Source organism: Tsukamurella sp. TY48, from assembly GCF_019656655.1.
Classification (GTDB): Bacteria; Actinomycetota; Actinomycetes; order Mycobacteriales; family Mycobacteriaceae; genus Tsukamurella; species Tsukamurella strandjordii.
The window spans coordinates 3,012,760-3,027,644 of sequence record NZ_BPMV01000001.1 but is presented as its reverse complement, the minus strand read 5'-3'; the positions used below and the strand labels follow the sequence as shown (position 1 = coordinate 3,027,644).

General features: G+C 68.6%; 19 protein-coding genes. 6 read left to right on the top strand and 13 right to left on the bottom strand.

Features of this window, described 5'->3' with window-relative positions:
• The first annotated feature begins 13 nt into the window (after window positions 1-13).
• Window positions 14-796: an SDR family NAD(P)-dependent oxidoreductase gene (locus tag TTY48_RS14915; RefSeq protein ID WP_220658229.1), complete on the top strand. Its 783-nt coding sequence runs from the start codon at window positions 14-16 to the stop codon at window positions 794-796.
• A gap of 2 nt (window positions 797-798) precedes the next feature.
• Here TTY48_RS14915 and TTY48_RS14910 read toward each other — a convergent pair whose 3' ends face one another.
• The 3 genes from TTY48_RS14910 to TTY48_RS14900 form a co-directional block, all read right to left on the bottom strand.
• Window positions 799-1,152 carry a hypothetical protein gene (locus TTY48_RS14910; RefSeq protein ID WP_220658228.1) on the bottom strand — a complete coding sequence of 118 codons (354 nt, stop codon included), beginning with the start codon at window positions 1,150-1,152 and terminating at the stop codon, window positions 799-801.
• A 69-nt stretch (window positions 1,153-1,221) separates the two neighbouring features.
• The gene (locus TTY48_RS14905) at window positions 1,222-1,728 is read right to left on the bottom strand and encodes a MepB family protein (RefSeq protein ID WP_255585689.1); all 507 of its coding nucleotides are present in this window, start codon (window positions 1,726-1,728) and stop codon (window positions 1,222-1,224) included.
• A gap of 2 nt (window positions 1,729-1,730) precedes the next feature.
• Window positions 1,731-2,189 carry a peroxiredoxin gene (locus TTY48_RS14900; protein ID WP_220658227.1) on the bottom strand — a complete coding sequence of 153 codons (459 nt, stop codon included), beginning with the start codon at window positions 2,187-2,189 and terminating at the stop codon, window positions 1,731-1,733.
• 73 nt (window positions 2,190-2,262) lie between these two features.
• Here TTY48_RS14900 and TTY48_RS14895 point away from each other — a divergent pair, with 73 nt between their 5' ends.
• Window positions 2,263-2,604 carry a DUF3060 domain-containing protein gene (locus TTY48_RS14895; protein WP_220658226.1) on the top strand — a complete coding sequence of 114 codons (342 nt, stop codon included), beginning with the start codon at window positions 2,263-2,265 and terminating at the stop codon, window positions 2,602-2,604.
• 4 nt (window positions 2,605-2,608) lie between these two features.
• Here the strand turns inward: TTY48_RS14895 and TTY48_RS14890 are convergent, their stop codons facing one another.
• Window positions 2,609-3,535 (bottom strand): GNAT family N-acetyltransferase, encoded by a 927-nt coding sequence (locus TTY48_RS14890; RefSeq protein ID WP_220658225.1) that lies wholly within the window; start codon window positions 3,533-3,535, stop codon window positions 2,609-2,611.
• Between the two features lie 28 nt (window positions 3,536-3,563).
• Window positions 3,564-4,715, bottom strand: a complete 1,152-nt coding sequence (locus tag TTY48_RS14885; protein WP_220658224.1) for an FAD-dependent monooxygenase — start codon at window positions 4,713-4,715, stop codon at window positions 3,564-3,566.
• 92 nt (window positions 4,716-4,807) lie between these two features.
• On the opposite strand from TTY48_RS14885, the gene TTY48_RS14880 reads away from it, so the two are divergent.
• Window positions 4,808-5,371 carry a TetR/AcrR family transcriptional regulator gene (locus TTY48_RS14880; RefSeq protein ID WP_220658223.1) on the top strand — a complete coding sequence of 188 codons (564 nt, stop codon included), beginning with the start codon at window positions 4,808-4,810 and terminating at the stop codon, window positions 5,369-5,371.
• Here the strand turns inward: TTY48_RS14880 and TTY48_RS14875 are convergent.
• From TTY48_RS14875 to TTY48_RS14865, 3 genes are read right to left on the bottom strand one after another with little or no spacing between them, the layout of a single operon-like run.
• Window positions 5,368-5,805, bottom strand: coding sequence for a YdeI/OmpD-associated family protein (locus tag TTY48_RS14875; RefSeq protein ID WP_220658222.1), 438 nt, complete (start codon window positions 5,803-5,805; stop codon window positions 5,368-5,370). The genes TTY48_RS14880 and TTY48_RS14875 overlap by 4 nt on opposite strands.
• A 4-nt stretch (window positions 5,806-5,809) precedes the next feature.
• Window positions 5,810-6,157, bottom strand: coding sequence for a VOC family protein (locus TTY48_RS14870; RefSeq protein ID WP_220658221.1), 348 nt, complete (start codon window positions 6,155-6,157; stop codon window positions 5,810-5,812).
• 32 nt (window positions 6,158-6,189) lie between these two features.
• Complete coding sequence (locus TTY48_RS14865; protein ID WP_220658220.1) at window positions 6,190-6,624, bottom strand: VOC family protein; 435 nt, start codon at window positions 6,622-6,624, stop codon at window positions 6,190-6,192.
• Window positions 6,625-6,797: 173 nt separating this feature from the next.
• Between TTY48_RS14865 and arr the strand changes: the two genes are divergently transcribed.
• Window positions 6,798-7,208: an NAD(+)--rifampin ADP-ribosyltransferase gene (arr, locus tag TTY48_RS14860; protein WP_220658219.1), complete on the top strand. Its 411-nt coding sequence runs from the start codon at window positions 6,798-6,800 to the stop codon at window positions 7,206-7,208.
• On the opposite strand, the gene TTY48_RS14855 is transcribed toward arr, so the two are convergent.
• Entirely contained in the window at window positions 7,201-8,682 is a 1,482-nt protein-coding gene (locus TTY48_RS14855; RefSeq protein WP_220658218.1) for an MDR family MFS transporter, read from the bottom strand. The genes arr and TTY48_RS14855 overlap by 8 nt on opposite strands.
• A gap of 150 nt (window positions 8,683-8,832) precedes the next feature.
• Between TTY48_RS14855 and TTY48_RS14850 the strand changes: the two genes are divergently transcribed.
• Both TTY48_RS14850 and TTY48_RS14845 read left to right on the top strand, forming a co-directional pair.
• Window positions 8,833-9,297 (top strand): nitroreductase/quinone reductase family protein, encoded by a 465-nt coding sequence (locus TTY48_RS14850; protein WP_255585688.1) that lies wholly within the window; start codon window positions 8,833-8,835, stop codon window positions 9,295-9,297.
• 54 nt (window positions 9,298-9,351) lie between these two features.
• The gene (locus tag TTY48_RS14845; RefSeq protein ID WP_255585687.1) at window positions 9,352-9,960 is read left to right on the top strand and encodes a vancomycin high temperature exclusion protein; all 609 of its coding nucleotides are present in this window, start codon (window positions 9,352-9,354) and stop codon (window positions 9,958-9,960) included.
• Window positions 9,961-9,972: 12 nt separating this feature from the next.
• Here the strand turns inward: TTY48_RS14845 and ychF are convergent, their stop codons facing one another.
• The 4 genes from ychF to TTY48_RS14825 form a co-directional block, all read right to left on the bottom strand.
• Window positions 9,973-11,046 carry a redox-regulated ATPase YchF gene (gene ychF / locus TTY48_RS14840; RefSeq protein ID WP_220658217.1) on the bottom strand — a complete coding sequence of 358 codons (1,074 nt, stop codon included), beginning with the start codon at window positions 11,044-11,046 and terminating at the stop codon, window positions 9,973-9,975.
• Between the two features lie 83 nt (window positions 11,047-11,129).
• On the bottom strand, window positions 11,130-12,113 hold the full coding sequence (locus TTY48_RS14835; protein WP_220658216.1) for an ABC transporter substrate-binding protein: 984 nt from the start codon (window positions 12,111-12,113) through the stop codon (window positions 11,130-11,132).
• Between the two features lie 42 nt (window positions 12,114-12,155).
• Complete coding sequence (locus TTY48_RS14830) at window positions 12,156-13,166, bottom strand: ABC transporter permease (protein WP_220658215.1); 1,011 nt, start codon at window positions 13,164-13,166, stop codon at window positions 12,156-12,158.
• A complete protein-coding gene (locus TTY48_RS14825; RefSeq protein ID WP_255585685.1) occupies window positions 13,166-14,728 on the bottom strand; it encodes a sugar ABC transporter ATP-binding protein in 1,563 nt (520 codons plus the stop codon). Before TTY48_RS14825 ends, TTY48_RS14830 begins: the two co-directional genes overlap by 1 nt.
• Between the last annotated feature and the right edge of the window lie 157 nt (window positions 14,729-14,885).

Here is a 14,885-nt window from a genome sequence, read left to right as displayed (position 1 = left end):
CCCTGGAGGCACGATGACCCGCGACCTGTTCGACCTCACCGGCCGCACCGCGGTGATCACCGGCGGCAACGGAGGCATCGGACTCGGCATGGCCGAGGGGCTCCTGGACGCAGGCGCCGCCGTCTCGATCTGGGGACGCTCGTCCGCGAAGAACGCGGCCGCCGCGCAGCGGCTCGCCCACCACGGCGATCGCGTCGAGGTGCTCGCCTGCGATGTCTCCGATAAAGCGCAGGTCATCAAGGCCTTCGACGGTGTCGTCACGCGATTCGGCCGAGTCGACGCGATGTTCGCGAACGCCGCCCGCGCCGCCGCACCGCGCAGCTTCCACGACATCGCCGAGGAGCAGTTCGACGAGGTCTTCGGCACCAACATCAAGGGCACGATCTTCTGCTTGCAGACCGCCGCGGCACACATGCGCGAGCGGGCGCAGCAGGGTGATGCGTTCGGCCGACTCGTGGCCACCAGCAGCCTCGCGTCGATCTCGGGCATGGCGCGCGGCGAGGACTACGCCGCCACCAAGGGCGCCGTGGATTCAGTGATCCACGCCCTCTCCGTGGAGTACGCCCGGTACGGGGTGACGGCGAACGCGATCGTTCCCGGCTGGATCGAGACGGAGATGACCGCCCCGTCGCTCGGCGACGATCGGCTGGCCTCAGCGGTATCGTCGCGGATTCCCCTGCGGCGCTTCGGGAAACCGGAGGACTTCGCCGGTATCGCGGTCTATCTCCTGTCGCGAGCCAGCAGCTATCACAACGGCGACCACCTGGTGATCGACGGCGGCTACCACCGCTTCTGAGATCAGTCCTCGAGCGCGGTGACCGCGATGCCGTAGGGCAGGAAGCGCACCTTCCGCGTGGCATCGGTGTTGTGCTGATGTGCGCGCAGCGCCTCGATCTCGGTCTTGAAGACCTGCTCGACGCGGGCCGCACCGTCGTCAGCGGTGGCGATGATGGCCCACACGCCGTCTCCCGCCTCCCCCGCCGTCTCCGGTTCGCGGCGCGTGCGGCGCCCGGCCTCGTCGAACAAGCCCGAGAAGACGTCGCGCCCGCCGGTCGCGCCGCCGACGATCCGGCCCAGCATGTCGCGGGCCTCCCGAGCGATGTCGTCGAACTCGCCCGATCCGAATCCGAACGGATTCTCGTTCCCTGCCATGTGGACTCCCTGGTTCGATTGCTCTGTCATTCCAGTGTCCACACCGCGGCGCGACTGTGCCAGTGCCGATCAGCCGTGAGCAGAGACCGCGAACACCGAGGCGATCCGAGCGGGGTCGAGCGCACCGTCGGCGGAGGCCTCGAGGAAATGCTCGACCTGCCAGGACCGCGTGCGAGTCGCCTGCCCCGCCGGGGGCTCGACCCAGGGCGGGTAGATGCGGAACCCACGCTTGCCGCCGCGCCCACCGTCGGCGAAGACACCCCGGCTGACCAGCACGTCGCGCGGAAAGGCGAAGTATCCGCCGCGGTCGTCCTGGTGGCTGGCGATCACAAGGAAGGCCACGCCATCGGCGGCGTCGAGGGGCCGGATCGGGCCCGCCGCGGATCGTCGCCATGCGGTGACGAACTGCCCGACCTTGGTCGGGGTGGTCTTCCCGATCCGGAAGGCGACGGTAATACCGCCGGCCTCGACGGTGTGCGCGCCGTACTCCTCGCCCTCGGGCTCGGGGACCGGGCGCGACGGTGCGAGCCCCGCCTCCCCGAGAGCGGTCAGGAAGGCGGCGAGCTCAGGGCGCACCGTCAGCTGCGCAGTGCGGACAGCGCGCGATCCGCGTGGGCCTGCATGTTCACCTCGGAGGCGATCACGTCGGCGATGGTGCCGTCGGCGCGGATGGCGAAGGTGGTGCGCTTGGTGGGCATACCGGCCAGCTTGAGCAGGCCGTCGCGGCGGACGCCGTAGGCCGAGGCCACCGCACCGTCGACATCGGAAAGAAGCGGGTAGCCGAGCTCGTGCTTGGCCGCCCAGTCCTGCTGCTTCTCGACCGCGTCGCGGCTGATACCGACGCGCTGCACACCGGCCTCGGCGAACTCGGTGGCCAGGTCACGGAAGTGGCAGGCCTCCTTGGTGCAGCCGGGCGTGAACGCCGCCGGGTAGAAGAACAGCGCCACCGGGCCGTCGGCCAGCAGGTCGCTGAGCTTGCGCGGATGGCCGAGCTGATCGGGAAGCTCGAAATCGGGGGCCTTGTCTCCGGGTTTCATAGCTCCACGCTAGCCGCCGACCGCGAGACGGTACATTTCGGACTGCATACTTTCGACTCGGGGGAGACAGATCATGAAGAACCGCATTCTCACCATCGCCGCAGCCACCGCTCTCGGCGCCGCACTCGCGCCCGCTGGCATCGCCGCCGCCGGCCCCGGAGACGTCTTCGGCAGCGGCATCACCCAGACCGTGCACTGCATGAGCGACGGTGTGTCCGTGAGCGGCAGCCGCAACACCCTCACGGTGGTCGCGCATTGCGACCTGCTGATGGTGTCCGGCGACGGCAACGTGATCACCACCAGCTACCCGATCAAGAACATCGTGGTGACCGGTCGCGACAACATCATCAAGTGCGACGGCTACTACGGCACGAAGGTCTCCGACCGGGGCTTCGGCAACGTCGTGAAGTGCTGACGCGTCAGGCGTCGTCCGCCTGAGCGAGGTGCTCGAATCCGAGATCTCCGGGCAACCACCACGCACTGTTGCCACCCTCTGCACCGGTGAGCTGGGCGATCTCGACATAGACCTCGTCGGCCGCGGGGTTGATCAGCACGGCGCCGGTGTCGAGTTCGATGCGCAGGCCCTCGCGCGGTCGTACGGAGGTGCCCGTGACGGTGCCCGGGGTGAGGCCTCGCACCGCATCCGCGTACCCGAGATCCGGTTCCCGCCAGGTTCGTCCGCGGTATTCGATCGCCGGCCACACCTCGCAGTTGAGGACCGCCGGCCCGGGATCGGAGCGCGGGCCGTCGAAGCGCATCTGCACGTAGTCGTTGACGACGAACTCCACGGAGTACATCCGCTCGCCGACGAGCATCGCCAGCACGTCGTCCGCCCACTCCCCGCCCCCGGGGAGCTCACCCCACCGTGACCGGAACTCGGTGCGCACCACGGGTGGCGCCACCGATTCGTCCCACGGCTCGGTCGGGCCGGTGAGGGACCTGCGGAGGATCGTCACAGCGGGAGTCGGAAGAACCAGAGCGCCGCAGTCCTGCCACCCGAGCGCCCAGAGGAACCGGTACCCGGTCGATTCCGGGTCTGCACATGCCATCACGCCGGCACATCTCGCGCGGGCGGCCTCCGCGGTCCACGCCTCCATCAGGAGGCGGCCGATGCCCCGTCTCCGGAACGGTCCGAGCACCTCGACCACGTCGATGAAGGGGTACACATCACGAAAAACGCTCCACCGCAGCCACCCGATCGGCCGGTCGTCGTACACCGCCACGATCACACGACCAGCGGCGATCGCCTCCACCAGCACCGAGCGGCGGGCGATCTGATCGTTCTCGACGAGGAAGGGCAGGTCCTCGGTCGAGGCGGCACGCACCGTGGCACCGTCCAGTTTCATAGCCTCCACGCTAGCGGGATTCCGTGCATCACTTCGGCCGCGGGAGCCGGGACTGCAGGAACGGGCCGAGGACCGGCGCGGTGAGGGCGCGAATCATCAGGTCCTGCACCACGAGGTGCAATCGGCTCGGCGGTGCGAACCGGGCCATGCCGACACGCGCCTGCTTCTGCTTCCGCTCCACCTCGTCGCGCAGGCTCGCTTCCCAGCTGCGCAGGGCCGCCGCGGTGTCGTCGTGGGCGGCCAGCGCCCGCCCCAGGCGATCGGCACCGTCGAGCGCGAGGCCCGCGCCGTGGCCGGCGAAAAGTGACACGCACCAGGCCGCGTCGCCGAGCAGCACCACCCGGCCGGAACTCCACGACGGCATCACCACCTGACTCACGGAATCGAAGTACGCCTCGTCACCCGCCCCTGCGATCGCTGCCCGCAGTCCCCCGCCGAGGTCGGCGAAGCGCCTCTCGATCGCGGCGACGGGCCCGGCTGCGAGATCGGCGGCGACCGAGTCCGTGCGGTAGGTGACGAACGCCGAGGCGCTCTGCGTGCGCGGACGGAACACCGCGGCGGTGCGCCCGACGTCGATGAAGGTGTCCGCGGTCTGCGGCGATAGGCCTTCGGGTGGCGCGTCGAGGGTGAACGCCGCGACCACGTGGTTCAGCTCGCGGACGAAGGATTCGGACGGGCCGAAGGCCAGCTCGCGCACGCCCGAGTGCAGGCCGTCGGCACCGATCACGAGGTCCGCGTCTTCGACGGTGCCGTCGCTGAGCGTGACGCGCAGCGGCGCCGAAGGGACGTCCTCGATCGCCGTCACCGTGGTGTCGAAGCGGATGTCCGCGCAGCCCTGGACCGCCTCGTACAGAACGGATTCCAGGTCTCCGCGGAACACGGTGAGCGCGCGGTCGCCCAAGGACTCCGCCATTGCCGCGGGCATGGTGAGCCTGGTGCTGCCGTCGGCGCGGACGAGATTCGAGGTGAACATCCCCTGATCGTGCGCGCGGAGCGCACCGTCGAGCCCGAGGCGTTCGGCGGCGTCGAATCCCGTCCCGAGGAGGTTGATCAGGTAGCCGCCAGTGCGCCGGGCCCGCGCGCGCTCGACGACGACGATCTCGTGGCCGTCGCGGTGCAGGCGCAGCGCCGCCGCCAGTCCGGCGATTCCCGCGCCGGCGATGAGTACCCGCTGTGGCATGTCGGCCTCCCTGATATGAACGAGTGTTCATTCCAGTATGAACGAGTGACCATTCTCTGCGCCAGTGGCCCCCACCTCGTAGAATCGTCGGCATGCCCCGGGGAGTCGCGATCGACGGAGTCCGGCAGCGGCTGTTCGCCGCGGCCGAGACCGTGATCCTGCGCGAGGGGGCGGGCGGCCTGCGGGGCCGTGCGGTCACCGCGGAGGCCGGCGTTGCCACCGGGCTGCTGCACGCCCACTTCGGAGACTTCGAGGGCTTCCTCGTGGCCTATGCGGTCGACCGCAGCTTCCTCCTGACCGCCGCCGCGGGCGAGATCGAATCGCTCCGCCCACCCGATCTCGGCGACGCACTCGCCTCCCTCCCCCAACCCGCGGCAACGGCCTTCGCCCGCCTGCTTGCCGCGCGACCGGACCTCCAGGGCAAGGCGGCGGAGATCCTCGGTGCGGAGTCGGCCGGGTTCGCCGGACTCACCGACGGCGTCACGCAGTACCTCACCGCGGCGCGGGACGACGGGCACCTGGCCGCCACCACGGATCCCGCGGCACTGGCCTACGCGATCATCGCAGTGCTACTGCGGGCGTGGAACGAGGGCGACCGAGAAGCCCTGTCGCGCACCGTGATCGGGACCCTCATGTCTGCGGCGGCCACCGCCTAACGGAGCGCGTCCACCACCGCGGCGATCCGGCGTTCCCGGGTCTCCGCACGCTTGGCCTCGGTGACGCCGCGGGCGTACTCCTTGCGGCGCGTGTAGTTGAGCGCGTCGAAGGCGGCCCGCACCGCGGGGTCGGCGTCGAGCGCGGCCGCGAGATCGTCGGGCAGGTCGACGGTGCGCTCGGCATCGTCGAGCTCGATGGTGGCGTCCACGGTGTCGCCGATCTCCACGCCGAGTTCCTTCCGCGCGGCCTTCGACAGCCCGATCATGTTGCAGCCACCCATCGGTGCGACGCGCAGGCGCGCCGTGCGATCGCCGATGGTGACGCGGAACGCCGGCCGCTTGCCGCCGTCGAGTGCGGCGACCTGCTCGTCGGTGAGCATGATGGCGGTGGCAGGACCGGTGGGTTCCAGGGTGCTGTGGACGCGCAGTGTCATGAGGTCATGCTCCTTGTTCCGCGGGCGCGCCGCCCACACCGATCTCGTTGCCGTCGGGGTCGAGGAAGATCGTCTTCCGCACACCGTTGTCGTAGTCCTCCTGCGTATCCGGGTGCAGACCGCGTTCCGCGGCCGCGGCGAGGAAGGCGTCGAGGTCGTCGACGAACAGGGTCACCGAGGAGTGTCCGGCGTGCTGCGGCAGGAGCTCGACGTAGACGTGACAGTGCTCGGCGAGGGTCCAGACGTGCTCGGTATCGTTCGGCGCGAACGCCTCCACCGGACCGAACAGCGCATCACCCCAGGCGATCGCCTCGGGAAGCCTGCTGACGGCGATCCTCGCGAACAGATCCACGGCTACTCCTCTCGCTCGTTCTTCAGCGTGTGTCAGTCGAGGCAGAACTCATTGCCCTCGACGTCCTGCATCACCAGACAGGATTCGTTCACCCCGTCGGCTTCGAGCAGCTCGTACCGGGTGGCGCCGAGCGGGATGAGACGCGCGCACTCGGCCTCGAGTGCGGCGAGCCGTTCGGCGCCGACGAGGCCCGTGCCCACCCGGACGTCGAGGTGCACGCGGTTCTTCACCACCTTGCCCTCGGGTACGCGCTGGAAGAACAGCCGCGGACCGACGCCGTTCGGGTCGATGCACGCGAACCTGCTGCCCTGCCAGTCCGGCGGCAGGCTGGCATCGAAGGCGTCCCAGGAGTCGAAGCCCGGAGGTGGCGGCGGCACAACGTATCCCAGCACCTCGCACCAGAACAGCGCGACCTTCTTCGGGTCCGCGCAATCGAACGTCACCTGGATCTGCCTGACTTCAGCCATGGTGCCAACCCTAGTCAGCGCACCGGTCAGTTCACGACCTAATTCCGCCGTTCTCCCCGCCGATGATCCGATCCGCGGCCACGAGCCGGAGGGAGGAAGGAATCGCGGCCGCGGGAGGGCGGCGCACCCGCTCCTCGGGCCCCGTGAGCCGTCCGCGGAGGTAGCCTGGGTCGATGAGCGACGCGTTGGACGAAGGCCCCTTCTTCCACGGCACGAAGGCCGATCTCCAGGTCGGAGACCTCCTCACCGCGGGGTTCCGGTCGAACTACCGGCCCGAGATCGTCATGAACCACATCTACTTCACGGCCCTGCGCGACGGCGCCGGGCTCGCCGCAGAACTCGCAGCCGGCGACGGTGAGCCGCAGGTGTACCGGGTGGAGCCGACCGGGGAGTTCGAGAACGACCCGAACGTCACCGATAAGAAGTTCCCCGGCAACCCCACCCGCTCCTACCGCAGCAGCGCTCCCCTGCGGATCGTCGAGCGGATCGACGACTGGACCCGCCTCTCGCCGGAAGCGCTGCAGCAGTGGCGCGATCGGCTGGCCGCGATCCGTTCCGACGACCGCGCCGAGATCATCAACTGACGGTCCGGGACTCCTCCGTCGCCGGCTTCGCGGCCGGGAGCAGGAGCGCCGCCACGACCACCACGACGCCCATCAGCGCCGCCGCGACGAAGGCCCACTCCAAGCCGCCGACGAAGGCCGACGGCTGCGACGCCCCCGCCTCGACGAGCTGCGTTGTGCGGTTCGACATGACCACGATCAGCGCGGCCGTCCCGATCGCGCCGGCCACCTGCTGCAAGGTGCCGAGCAGCGACGAGCCGTGCGAGTACAGGTGCTCCGGCAGATCGCCGAGGCCCACGGTGAAGACGGGGGTGAAGACGGCGGCGAGGCACACCATCAGCGCGACGTGGATCGCGACGATGACCGGGTACGGCGTGGTTGCGCCGATGCGGCTCAGCGCGCCGAGCGCGATCACCATGCCGATCGAGCCCGGGATCACCAGCGGCCGCGCGCCGACGCGGTCGTAGATCTTGCCGACCTTGGGCCCGAGCAATCCCATCGCGAGGCCGCCCGGCATCACCAGCAACCCGGTCTGCAGTTCGGAGAGTCCGCGCAGGTCCTGGAGGTAGAGCGGCAACAGGATCATCGATCCGAGGAAGGCCATGAACGCGGCCGACATCAGCAGGAGCGAGACCGCATAGGTGCGGTGCCGCAGGGTGCGCAGATCGAGGAGCGGCATCTCGCGCTGCTGCAGGCGCACCTGGTAGGCGGCGAAGGCGGCGATCAGGAGAACGCCTGCGGCCACGGTGAGGACGGGGCCGGTCCAGCTGCCCGTGCCGATCTCGCTGAGACCGTAGACGAGGCTGCCGAATCCGCCCGCAGCGAGCGCGACGCTGAGCCAGCTGACCGGCGTGCTCTCGGTCTCGCCGACGTTCTCCAACTGCCGCATCCCGGCGATGCCGACGAGCACAGCGATGGGCAGGACGAAGGCGAAGATCAGCCGCCACGAGCCGAAGTGCAGAATCACCCCGGACACCGCCGGACCCAGCGCCGGCGCACACGACATGGCCAGCGTGACCTGCCCCATCACGCGGCCGCGGTCGCTCTCCGGGACCACGGTCATCAACGTGGTCATCAGCAGCGGCATCATGATCGCGGTGCCGCCCGCCTGCACCACGCGGGCGGCGAGCAGCACCTCGAAGTTCGGGGCGATCGCCGCGAGCGCGGTACCGGCGCTGAACGTGGCCATCGCGACCGCGTACGCCGTGCGGGTGCTGACGCGCTGCAGGAACCAGCCCGTCACCGGGATCACCGCGGCCATGGTGAGCATGAAGACGGTCGACAGCCATTGCGCGGCGCGCGCCTCGATGTGGAAGTCCGTCATGAGTCGCGGGATCGCGTTGATCATGATCGTCTCGTTGAGGATCACCACGAAAGTAGCCGCGACCAGCAGTTTGATCACCAGCGGCGTGCGCCCGGCCTGCTCGGTCCGCTCGTCGGAGGGCGTCGTCACGCCGGTGGGTGGGTGGTCCATCGGTTCAGTGTGCGTGCTCATGGGGATTCCTCATAGTCGATTTCCGACGACCGCCGTCCGGTGCCGTCATCTATACGACGAACCCCTGACAGGTTTTTCGACATCGGCGCAACCGCGGATTCCTCGATCACTACCTAGCCGCAGCGGGGTGAGCGGGCCTACCGTTGAACCGTGAGCCGGAGCGCAGGTACCGCCAAGACGATGCCGCTGCAAGGAGTGATGAACGCAGTGATGCGCACACTGCTGCGCGCGCCCGGGTCATCGAAATTCCTCGGCGGCCGACTGCTCACGCTGTACGTGGTGGGGAGGAAGTCGGGCAAGGTCTTCGAGGTGCCCGTCGCCTATACCAAGCACGACGGGGACCTGCTGGTCGGGTCGCCGTTCGCGTGGGGGAAGAACCTGCGCACCGGTGAACCGATCGACATCCAGCTCGCCGGGCACCGTCGGACCGCCGACGTGCGGGTCGTCTCCGACGAGGCCGGCGTGGTCGAGCTGTACGGCGTGATCGCCGCCGACAACACGAACTTCGCCTCGTTCAACGGCATCGGCTTCGGCGCCGACGGCTCCCCCGATCCTGAGGACCTCCGGCGGGCTTTCGAGGGCGGCGCACGGGTCTTCATCCTCACCCCACGCTGAGGGCACCGCCGTCGCCACACCGGCTTCGGCCGGACGATCAGTACCCTCGGTCCGGTGTTTGCAACCCTGCGCCGCTTGATTCGGTACATCGTGATCGCGGTCGTCATCGTCATCGGGATCTCGAGCGCCTGGGTGCAGTGGGAGAGCCGCTCGCGCATCGATCAGAACGCGTCCCGACAGTGGGTGGTGGTGTTGGGCGACCGCGTGCGCGACGGCGAGCCCTCGGTGTATCTGCGGGAGCGGCTGGACACCGCGCTGACGATCCTGCGCGAACGCCGGGCCCAGCGCGTTCTGGTGTCGGGTCACGCGGTGTCGACCAAGGGCGACGAGGTGGCCGCGATGCGGAAGTATCTGGTCGAGCGCGGCGTCGGTGCCGATGCCATCACCGACGACCGGTTCGGCGTCACGACCTACAACACCTGCGCCCGCGCCAAGACCGTCTTCGACATCGACGAGGCGATCCTGGTGACGCAGGATTTCCACCTCCGCCGCGCGGTCGCCCTGTGCGAGAGCCAGGGCATCGACGCGGTCGGCGTCGAGGCGGATTCCGACGCCGGCGTATACCTCACCGTGCGCAATTGGGTCCGCGAGATCGGCTTGTCGCGCCCCAAGGCCGCACTCGACGCCCTGCTCGATCCGGGTCCGACGACGCGTGACCGATGAGGCGTGCGCGCGTTAGACGTTGAAGCGGAACTCCACCACGTCACCGTCGGACATGACGTAGTCCTTGCCCTCCATCCGGACCTTGCCGGCGGCCTTCGCGGCGGCCATGGTGCCGTTGGCGTCGAGGTCGGCGAAGGAGACGATCTCGGCCTTGATGAAGCCCTTTTCGAAATCGGTGTGGATCACGCCGGCGGCCTTGGGGGCGGTGTCGCCCTTGCGGATCGTCCAGGCGCGCGACTCCTTGGGGCCGGCGGTGAGGTAGGTCTGCAGGCCCAGGGTGTGGAAGCCGGCGCGGGCGAGCGAATCGAGGCCCGGCTCGTCCTGGCCGATGGACTCCAGCATCTCGGCCTGATCCTCGGGGTCCAGCTCCAGCAGCTCGGACTCGATCTTCGCGTCGAGGAAGACCGAGTCGGCGGGCGCGACCGCGGCGGCCAGCTCGGCGCGCTTGGCGGCATCGGTGAGCACGCCCTCGTCGGCGTTGAAGACGTACAGGAAGGGCTTCGCGGTCATCAGGTGCAGCTCGCGGATCGGCGTGGTGTCGAAGCCTGCGGCGAACAGCGTCTTGCCGTCCTCCAGCACGAGCTGCGCGGCCTTGGTGGCCTCCAGCGTCTCGACCAGCTCCTTGTTCTTGCGCGCGTCCTTCTCCAGCCGCGGCAGGGCCTTCTCGATGGTCTGCAGATCGGCCAGGATCAGCTCGGTGGCCACGGTGTCGATATCGGCGAGCGGATCGACCTTGCCCGCCACGTGCACCACGTCCTCATCGGAGAAGACGCGCACCACCTGGCAGATCGCGTCCGCCTCGCGGATGTTGGAGAGGAACTGGTTGCCCATGCCCTCGCCCTCGGACGCGCCCTTGACGATGCCGGCGATGTCGACGAACGACACCGTTGCCGGGAGGATCCGCTCCGAGGAGAAGATCTCGGCCAGGCGGGTCAGCCGCGGGTCCGGCAGGTTCACCACGCCCACGTTCGGCTCGATGGTGGCGAACGGGTAGTTCGCCGCCTCCACCTCACTGTTGGTGAGGGCGTTGAACAGGGTGGACTTGCCGACGTTGGGCAGTCCGACGATTCCGAGGGTAAGGCTCACAGGACCTCATTCTACGTGCCGACCTCGGCACTCCCCCGGCGGCGCGGACAACCCGCATCCGCGCCGCCGGAGGGCCGCCACCCTCACCGGTAGAGGCTGCCCGAGATCTTCGGGTCGTCGATGTTGGTCTTGTCGTACCAGTAGTAGCCGGTGTCGATGTTCTTCGGCAGCGACTCACCGTTGATCGCCTTCACCGCGGCGGCCACCGTCTCGCGGCCGATGCCCACCGGATTCTGGGTGATGGCACCCGCCATCAGGCCCGACTTGATCGCGTCGATCTGCGCGGCGCCCGAATCGAAACCGATCACCTTGATGTTCTGCTTGCCACTGCGCTGCACCGCGTTCACCACACCGGTGGCCGCACCCTCGTTGGTGCCGTACAGGCCGGCCAGATTCGGGTAGGCCTCCAGCATCGTCGAGGTGAGGTCGGCGGCCTTCGCGGGATCGCCGCCGTACTGCACGTCCACGATCTTCACGCCGGGCGCGTTCTTCTTGATCCAGTCGGTGAAGCCGTCGCGACGATCCACACCGGTCTTCGAGGTCTGATCGTGCGCCACCACGCCGATCTCTCCCTTGCCACCGATCAGGTCGACCATGCGCTTGGCCGCCTCACCGGCCGCGGCGAAGTTGTTCGTCGACGCGGTGGTGACCGGGATATCGCTGTCCACACCGGAATCGAAGGCGATCACCGGAATGCCCTTGTCCTTGGCCTGCTGCAGGATCGGCGCCACGGCGGAGGAATCGAGCGCGGCGATCGCGATCGCCGCGGGATTGCGATCGAGTGCGGTCTGCAGCAGCTGCACCTGCTTCTCGACCTGGGTCTCGCTGTCCGGCCCCTCGAAGGTGATGGTCCTACCGAGCTCCTTCGCGGACTCATCGGCGCCCTTGTTGACGGCCTTCCAGAACTGATGCTGGTAGCCCTTCGAGATGATCGCGATCTCGCCGCTGCTACTGGTGGAACCACCGCTGGAACATGCGGTGAGGGCGGTGGCCGTGGCCACCGCGGCGACGGTGACGGTGGCCGCGCGGGCGAGCCGCCGGAGCGGCGTGGAAGACAGTGTGAACACGCGATTTCTCCTTGATGTGGGGTGAACGATGCGAACGGACGGTCAGGTGCGCTTACGCACGATGTCGATGTAGACGGCCACGAGGATCACGGCACCCACGGCGATGGACTGCCACTCCTGCGGGATCGACATGATCCGCAGGCCGTTGGTGAGCACGCTCATGATCAAGATGCCGATCACGGTGCCGGTGATGGTGCCCCGGCCGCCGGCGAGCGAGGTGCCACCGATCACGACGGCGGCGATCGCCTCCAGTTCGAGGCCCTGGCCTCCGGTGGGCTGCGCCGAGTTGAGGCGGGCCGCGGCGAGGACGCCGGCGAGCCCCACGAAGACGCCGGAGAAGGTGTAGATCGCCACCTTCCACGACCGCACGTCCACACCCGACAGCCGGGTGGCCTCCTCGTTGCTGCCGATCGCGTAGGCGTAGCGGCCCATCTTCGTCTTCGCCAGCACGAAGCCGGCGATCACCGCCATCAGCGCCAACAGCACCACGCTGAACGGCACCCGCGCGCCCGAGACCAGCGAGGCGTTGGCGATGTCGCTGAACCCGGGGACCGAGGTGAACCGGATCGGTTCGGTACCCGAGATCACCAGGGCCGCACCGATGGTCACCAGCATCATGGCCAGGGTCGCGATGAACGGCGGGATACCGAGGTAGGAGATCACCAGGCCGTTGACCAGCCCGATGAACGCGCCGAACAGCACGCCGCCGATCACGCCGACCCACAGCGGCAGGTTCCAGTGCACGAGGAAGACGCCCGTCATGACCCCGGACAGGATCATGGCCGTACCGATCGACAGATCGATGCCGCCGGTGATGATCACCGCTGTGGTTCCCAGCGCCAGCAGGCCGATGGTGACCGAGGCGACGAGGATGCCCGTGAGGTTGCTGGCGGTCAGGAAGTTCGGGCTCGCGAACGAGAAGAAGACCACGATCACGATCAGGCTCACGAAGGCCAGGAACTGCTGCATCTGGCCGCGGATCCAGTGCATCGGATTGAACCCGCCGGCGGCGCCGGACTCCTCGGGCGTGCGGGTGGCGGTGGGCGTGGCCATCACTTCACCGCCGTCTCGTGGAATCGGGTGGCGTTCTCCATGATCGTCTCCTGGGTTGCGTCGGTGCTGTCGAGAATGGTGGCGAGCCTGCCGTCGCTCATCACCGCGATGCGGTGGGACAGCCGGAGCACCTCGGGAAGATCGCTGGAGATCACCATGATCGCCTTCCCGGCGGCGGCCAATTGTTCGAGGAGCCGGTAGATCTCATCCTTGGCACCCACATCGATGCCGCGGGTGGGCTCATCGACGATGAGGATGTCGCAGTCGCGGGCGAGCCACTTCCCGATGATCACCTTCTGCTGGTTACCACCGGAGAGGTTGCGCACCGCCTGCTTGATGGACGGGGTCTTCACCCGGAGCCGCTCGACCATCTCCGTTGCGAGCGTGTCGAGTTCGCCGTCACGGATCACGCCGAACTTCGAGTGCGCCGCCAGCGAGGACAGGGCGATGTTGTCGCGGACCGTCTGGTCGACGATGGCGCCGAAGCGTTTGCGGTCCTCGGAGAGATAGCCGATTCCGAGGCGGGCGGCCACCGCCGGCGAATCGATACGACGCTCGGTGCCCGCCACCTCGATGGTTCCCGCGGTGATCGGATCGGCACCGACGATGGCGCGGGCGAGTTCGGTGCGACCAGCGCCCATGAGACCGGCGAAGCCCAGGATCTCGCCGCGGTGCAGTTCGAAGGAGATGTCGTCGAGCGGGTGCTTGCTGCACAGCCCGTCGACCTTGAGCGCCACCTCACCCTGCTTCTCCGGCACCGTGGGTCGCCGCTCGTCACTGACCTCGCGGCCCACCATCATCTCGATGATCTCGCGCATCGGGGTGGTGGCCGTGGGGCGCTGCCCGACGTAGGTGCCGTCGCGCAGCACGACGATGCGGTCGGAGATCCGCGGAAGCTCGTCCATCCGGTGCGAGATGTAGATGACGCCGGTGGTGTCGGTGATGAACCGGTCGATGAGCTCGAAGAGGGTCTGCACCTCGGCTTCGTTGAGCGCGGCCGTGGGCTCGTCGAGGATGAGCAGACGGGCGTCCTCGGAGAGCGCCCGCGCGATCTCGACCATCTGCTGCTTGCCCACCGTGAGGTCGCGGACCCGGGCATCCGGATCGATCACCATGCCCAATCGATCCAGCAGGGCCGCGGTCTCCCGCACGGTGCCGCGGCTGTCGAGGATGCCGAACCGGGTGCGCTCGCGTCCCAGCGTGATGTTCTGCGCCACGGTGAGATCGGGCACCAGGCCGAGTTCCTGGTGGATGATGCTGACGCCGAGGGACCGTGCGTGCGCGGGCGAGGTCAGCTGCACGGGGTTGCCGTCGATCTCGATGGTCCCCTCGTCCGGGGTCTCGACGCCGCTGAGCAGCTTCATGAGCGTGGACTTGCCTGCGCCGTTCTCCCCGACGAGGGCGATGCGCTCGCCCGGGGCGACCTCGAGGCTGACGTCGTCGAGCGCGACGACGCCGGGGAATCGCTTGGTGACGCCGGACATCCGGATCAGCGGGACCGTGCCGCCGGCCGGGCTCGCCGCCTGATCCGCAGCCTGCTCCGGAGCGTGGTCGTCGCTCACCGGACCACCACCCCGATCGCCACCGACAGGGCGGCGGACACGCGTTCATTCAGGTTGGACATGCAACTCCTCTGTGTGCTGGATCACATTAGAGATCGGATGTTTGCGTGTCAACACCCCCAACAAATCCGCAAAACAGCGGAATTGTCCGCGCTTT

Coding starts and splice junctions, on each gene's coding strand:
- TTY48_RS14890 (WP_220658225.1), bottom strand. CDS start 3,535: ATGAAACTGGACGGTGCCACGGTGCGTGCCGCCTCGACCGAGGACCTG.
- TTY48_RS14865 (WP_220658220.1), bottom strand. CDS start 6,624: ATGGCTGAAGTCAGGCAGATCCAGGTGACGTTCGATTGCGCGGACCCG.
- TTY48_RS14880 (WP_220658223.1), top strand. CDS start 4,808: ATGCCCCGGGGAGTCGCGATCGACGGAGTCCGGCAGCGGCTGTTCGCC.
- TTY48_RS14900 (WP_220658227.1), bottom strand. CDS start 2,189: ATGAAACCCGGAGACAAGGCCCCCGATTTCGAGCTTCCCGATCAGCTC.
- TTY48_RS14910 (WP_220658228.1), bottom strand. CDS start 1,152: ATGGCAGGGAACGAGAATCCGTTCGGATTCGGATCGGGCGAGTTCGAC.
- arr (WP_220658219.1), top strand. CDS start 6,798: ATGAGCGACGCGTTGGACGAAGGCCCCTTCTTCCACGGCACGAAGGCC.
- TTY48_RS14830 (WP_220658215.1), bottom strand. CDS start 13,166: ATGGCCACGCCCACCGCCACCCGCACGCCCGAGGAGTCCGGCGCCGCC.
- TTY48_RS14855 (WP_220658218.1), bottom strand. CDS start 8,682: ATGAGCACGCACACTGAACCGATGGACCACCCACCCACCGGCGTGACG.
- TTY48_RS14915 (WP_220658229.1), top strand. CDS start 14: ATGACCCGCGACCTGTTCGACCTCACCGGCCGCACCGCGGTGATCACC.
- TTY48_RS14885 (WP_220658224.1), bottom strand. CDS start 4,715: ATGCCACAGCGGGTACTCATCGCCGGCGCGGGAATCGCCGGACTGGCG.
- TTY48_RS14875 (WP_220658222.1), bottom strand. CDS start 5,805: ATGACACTGCGCGTCCACAGCACCCTGGAACCCACCGGTCCTGCCACC.
- TTY48_RS14895 (WP_220658226.1), top strand. CDS start 2,263: ATGAAGAACCGCATTCTCACCATCGCCGCAGCCACCGCTCTCGGCGCC.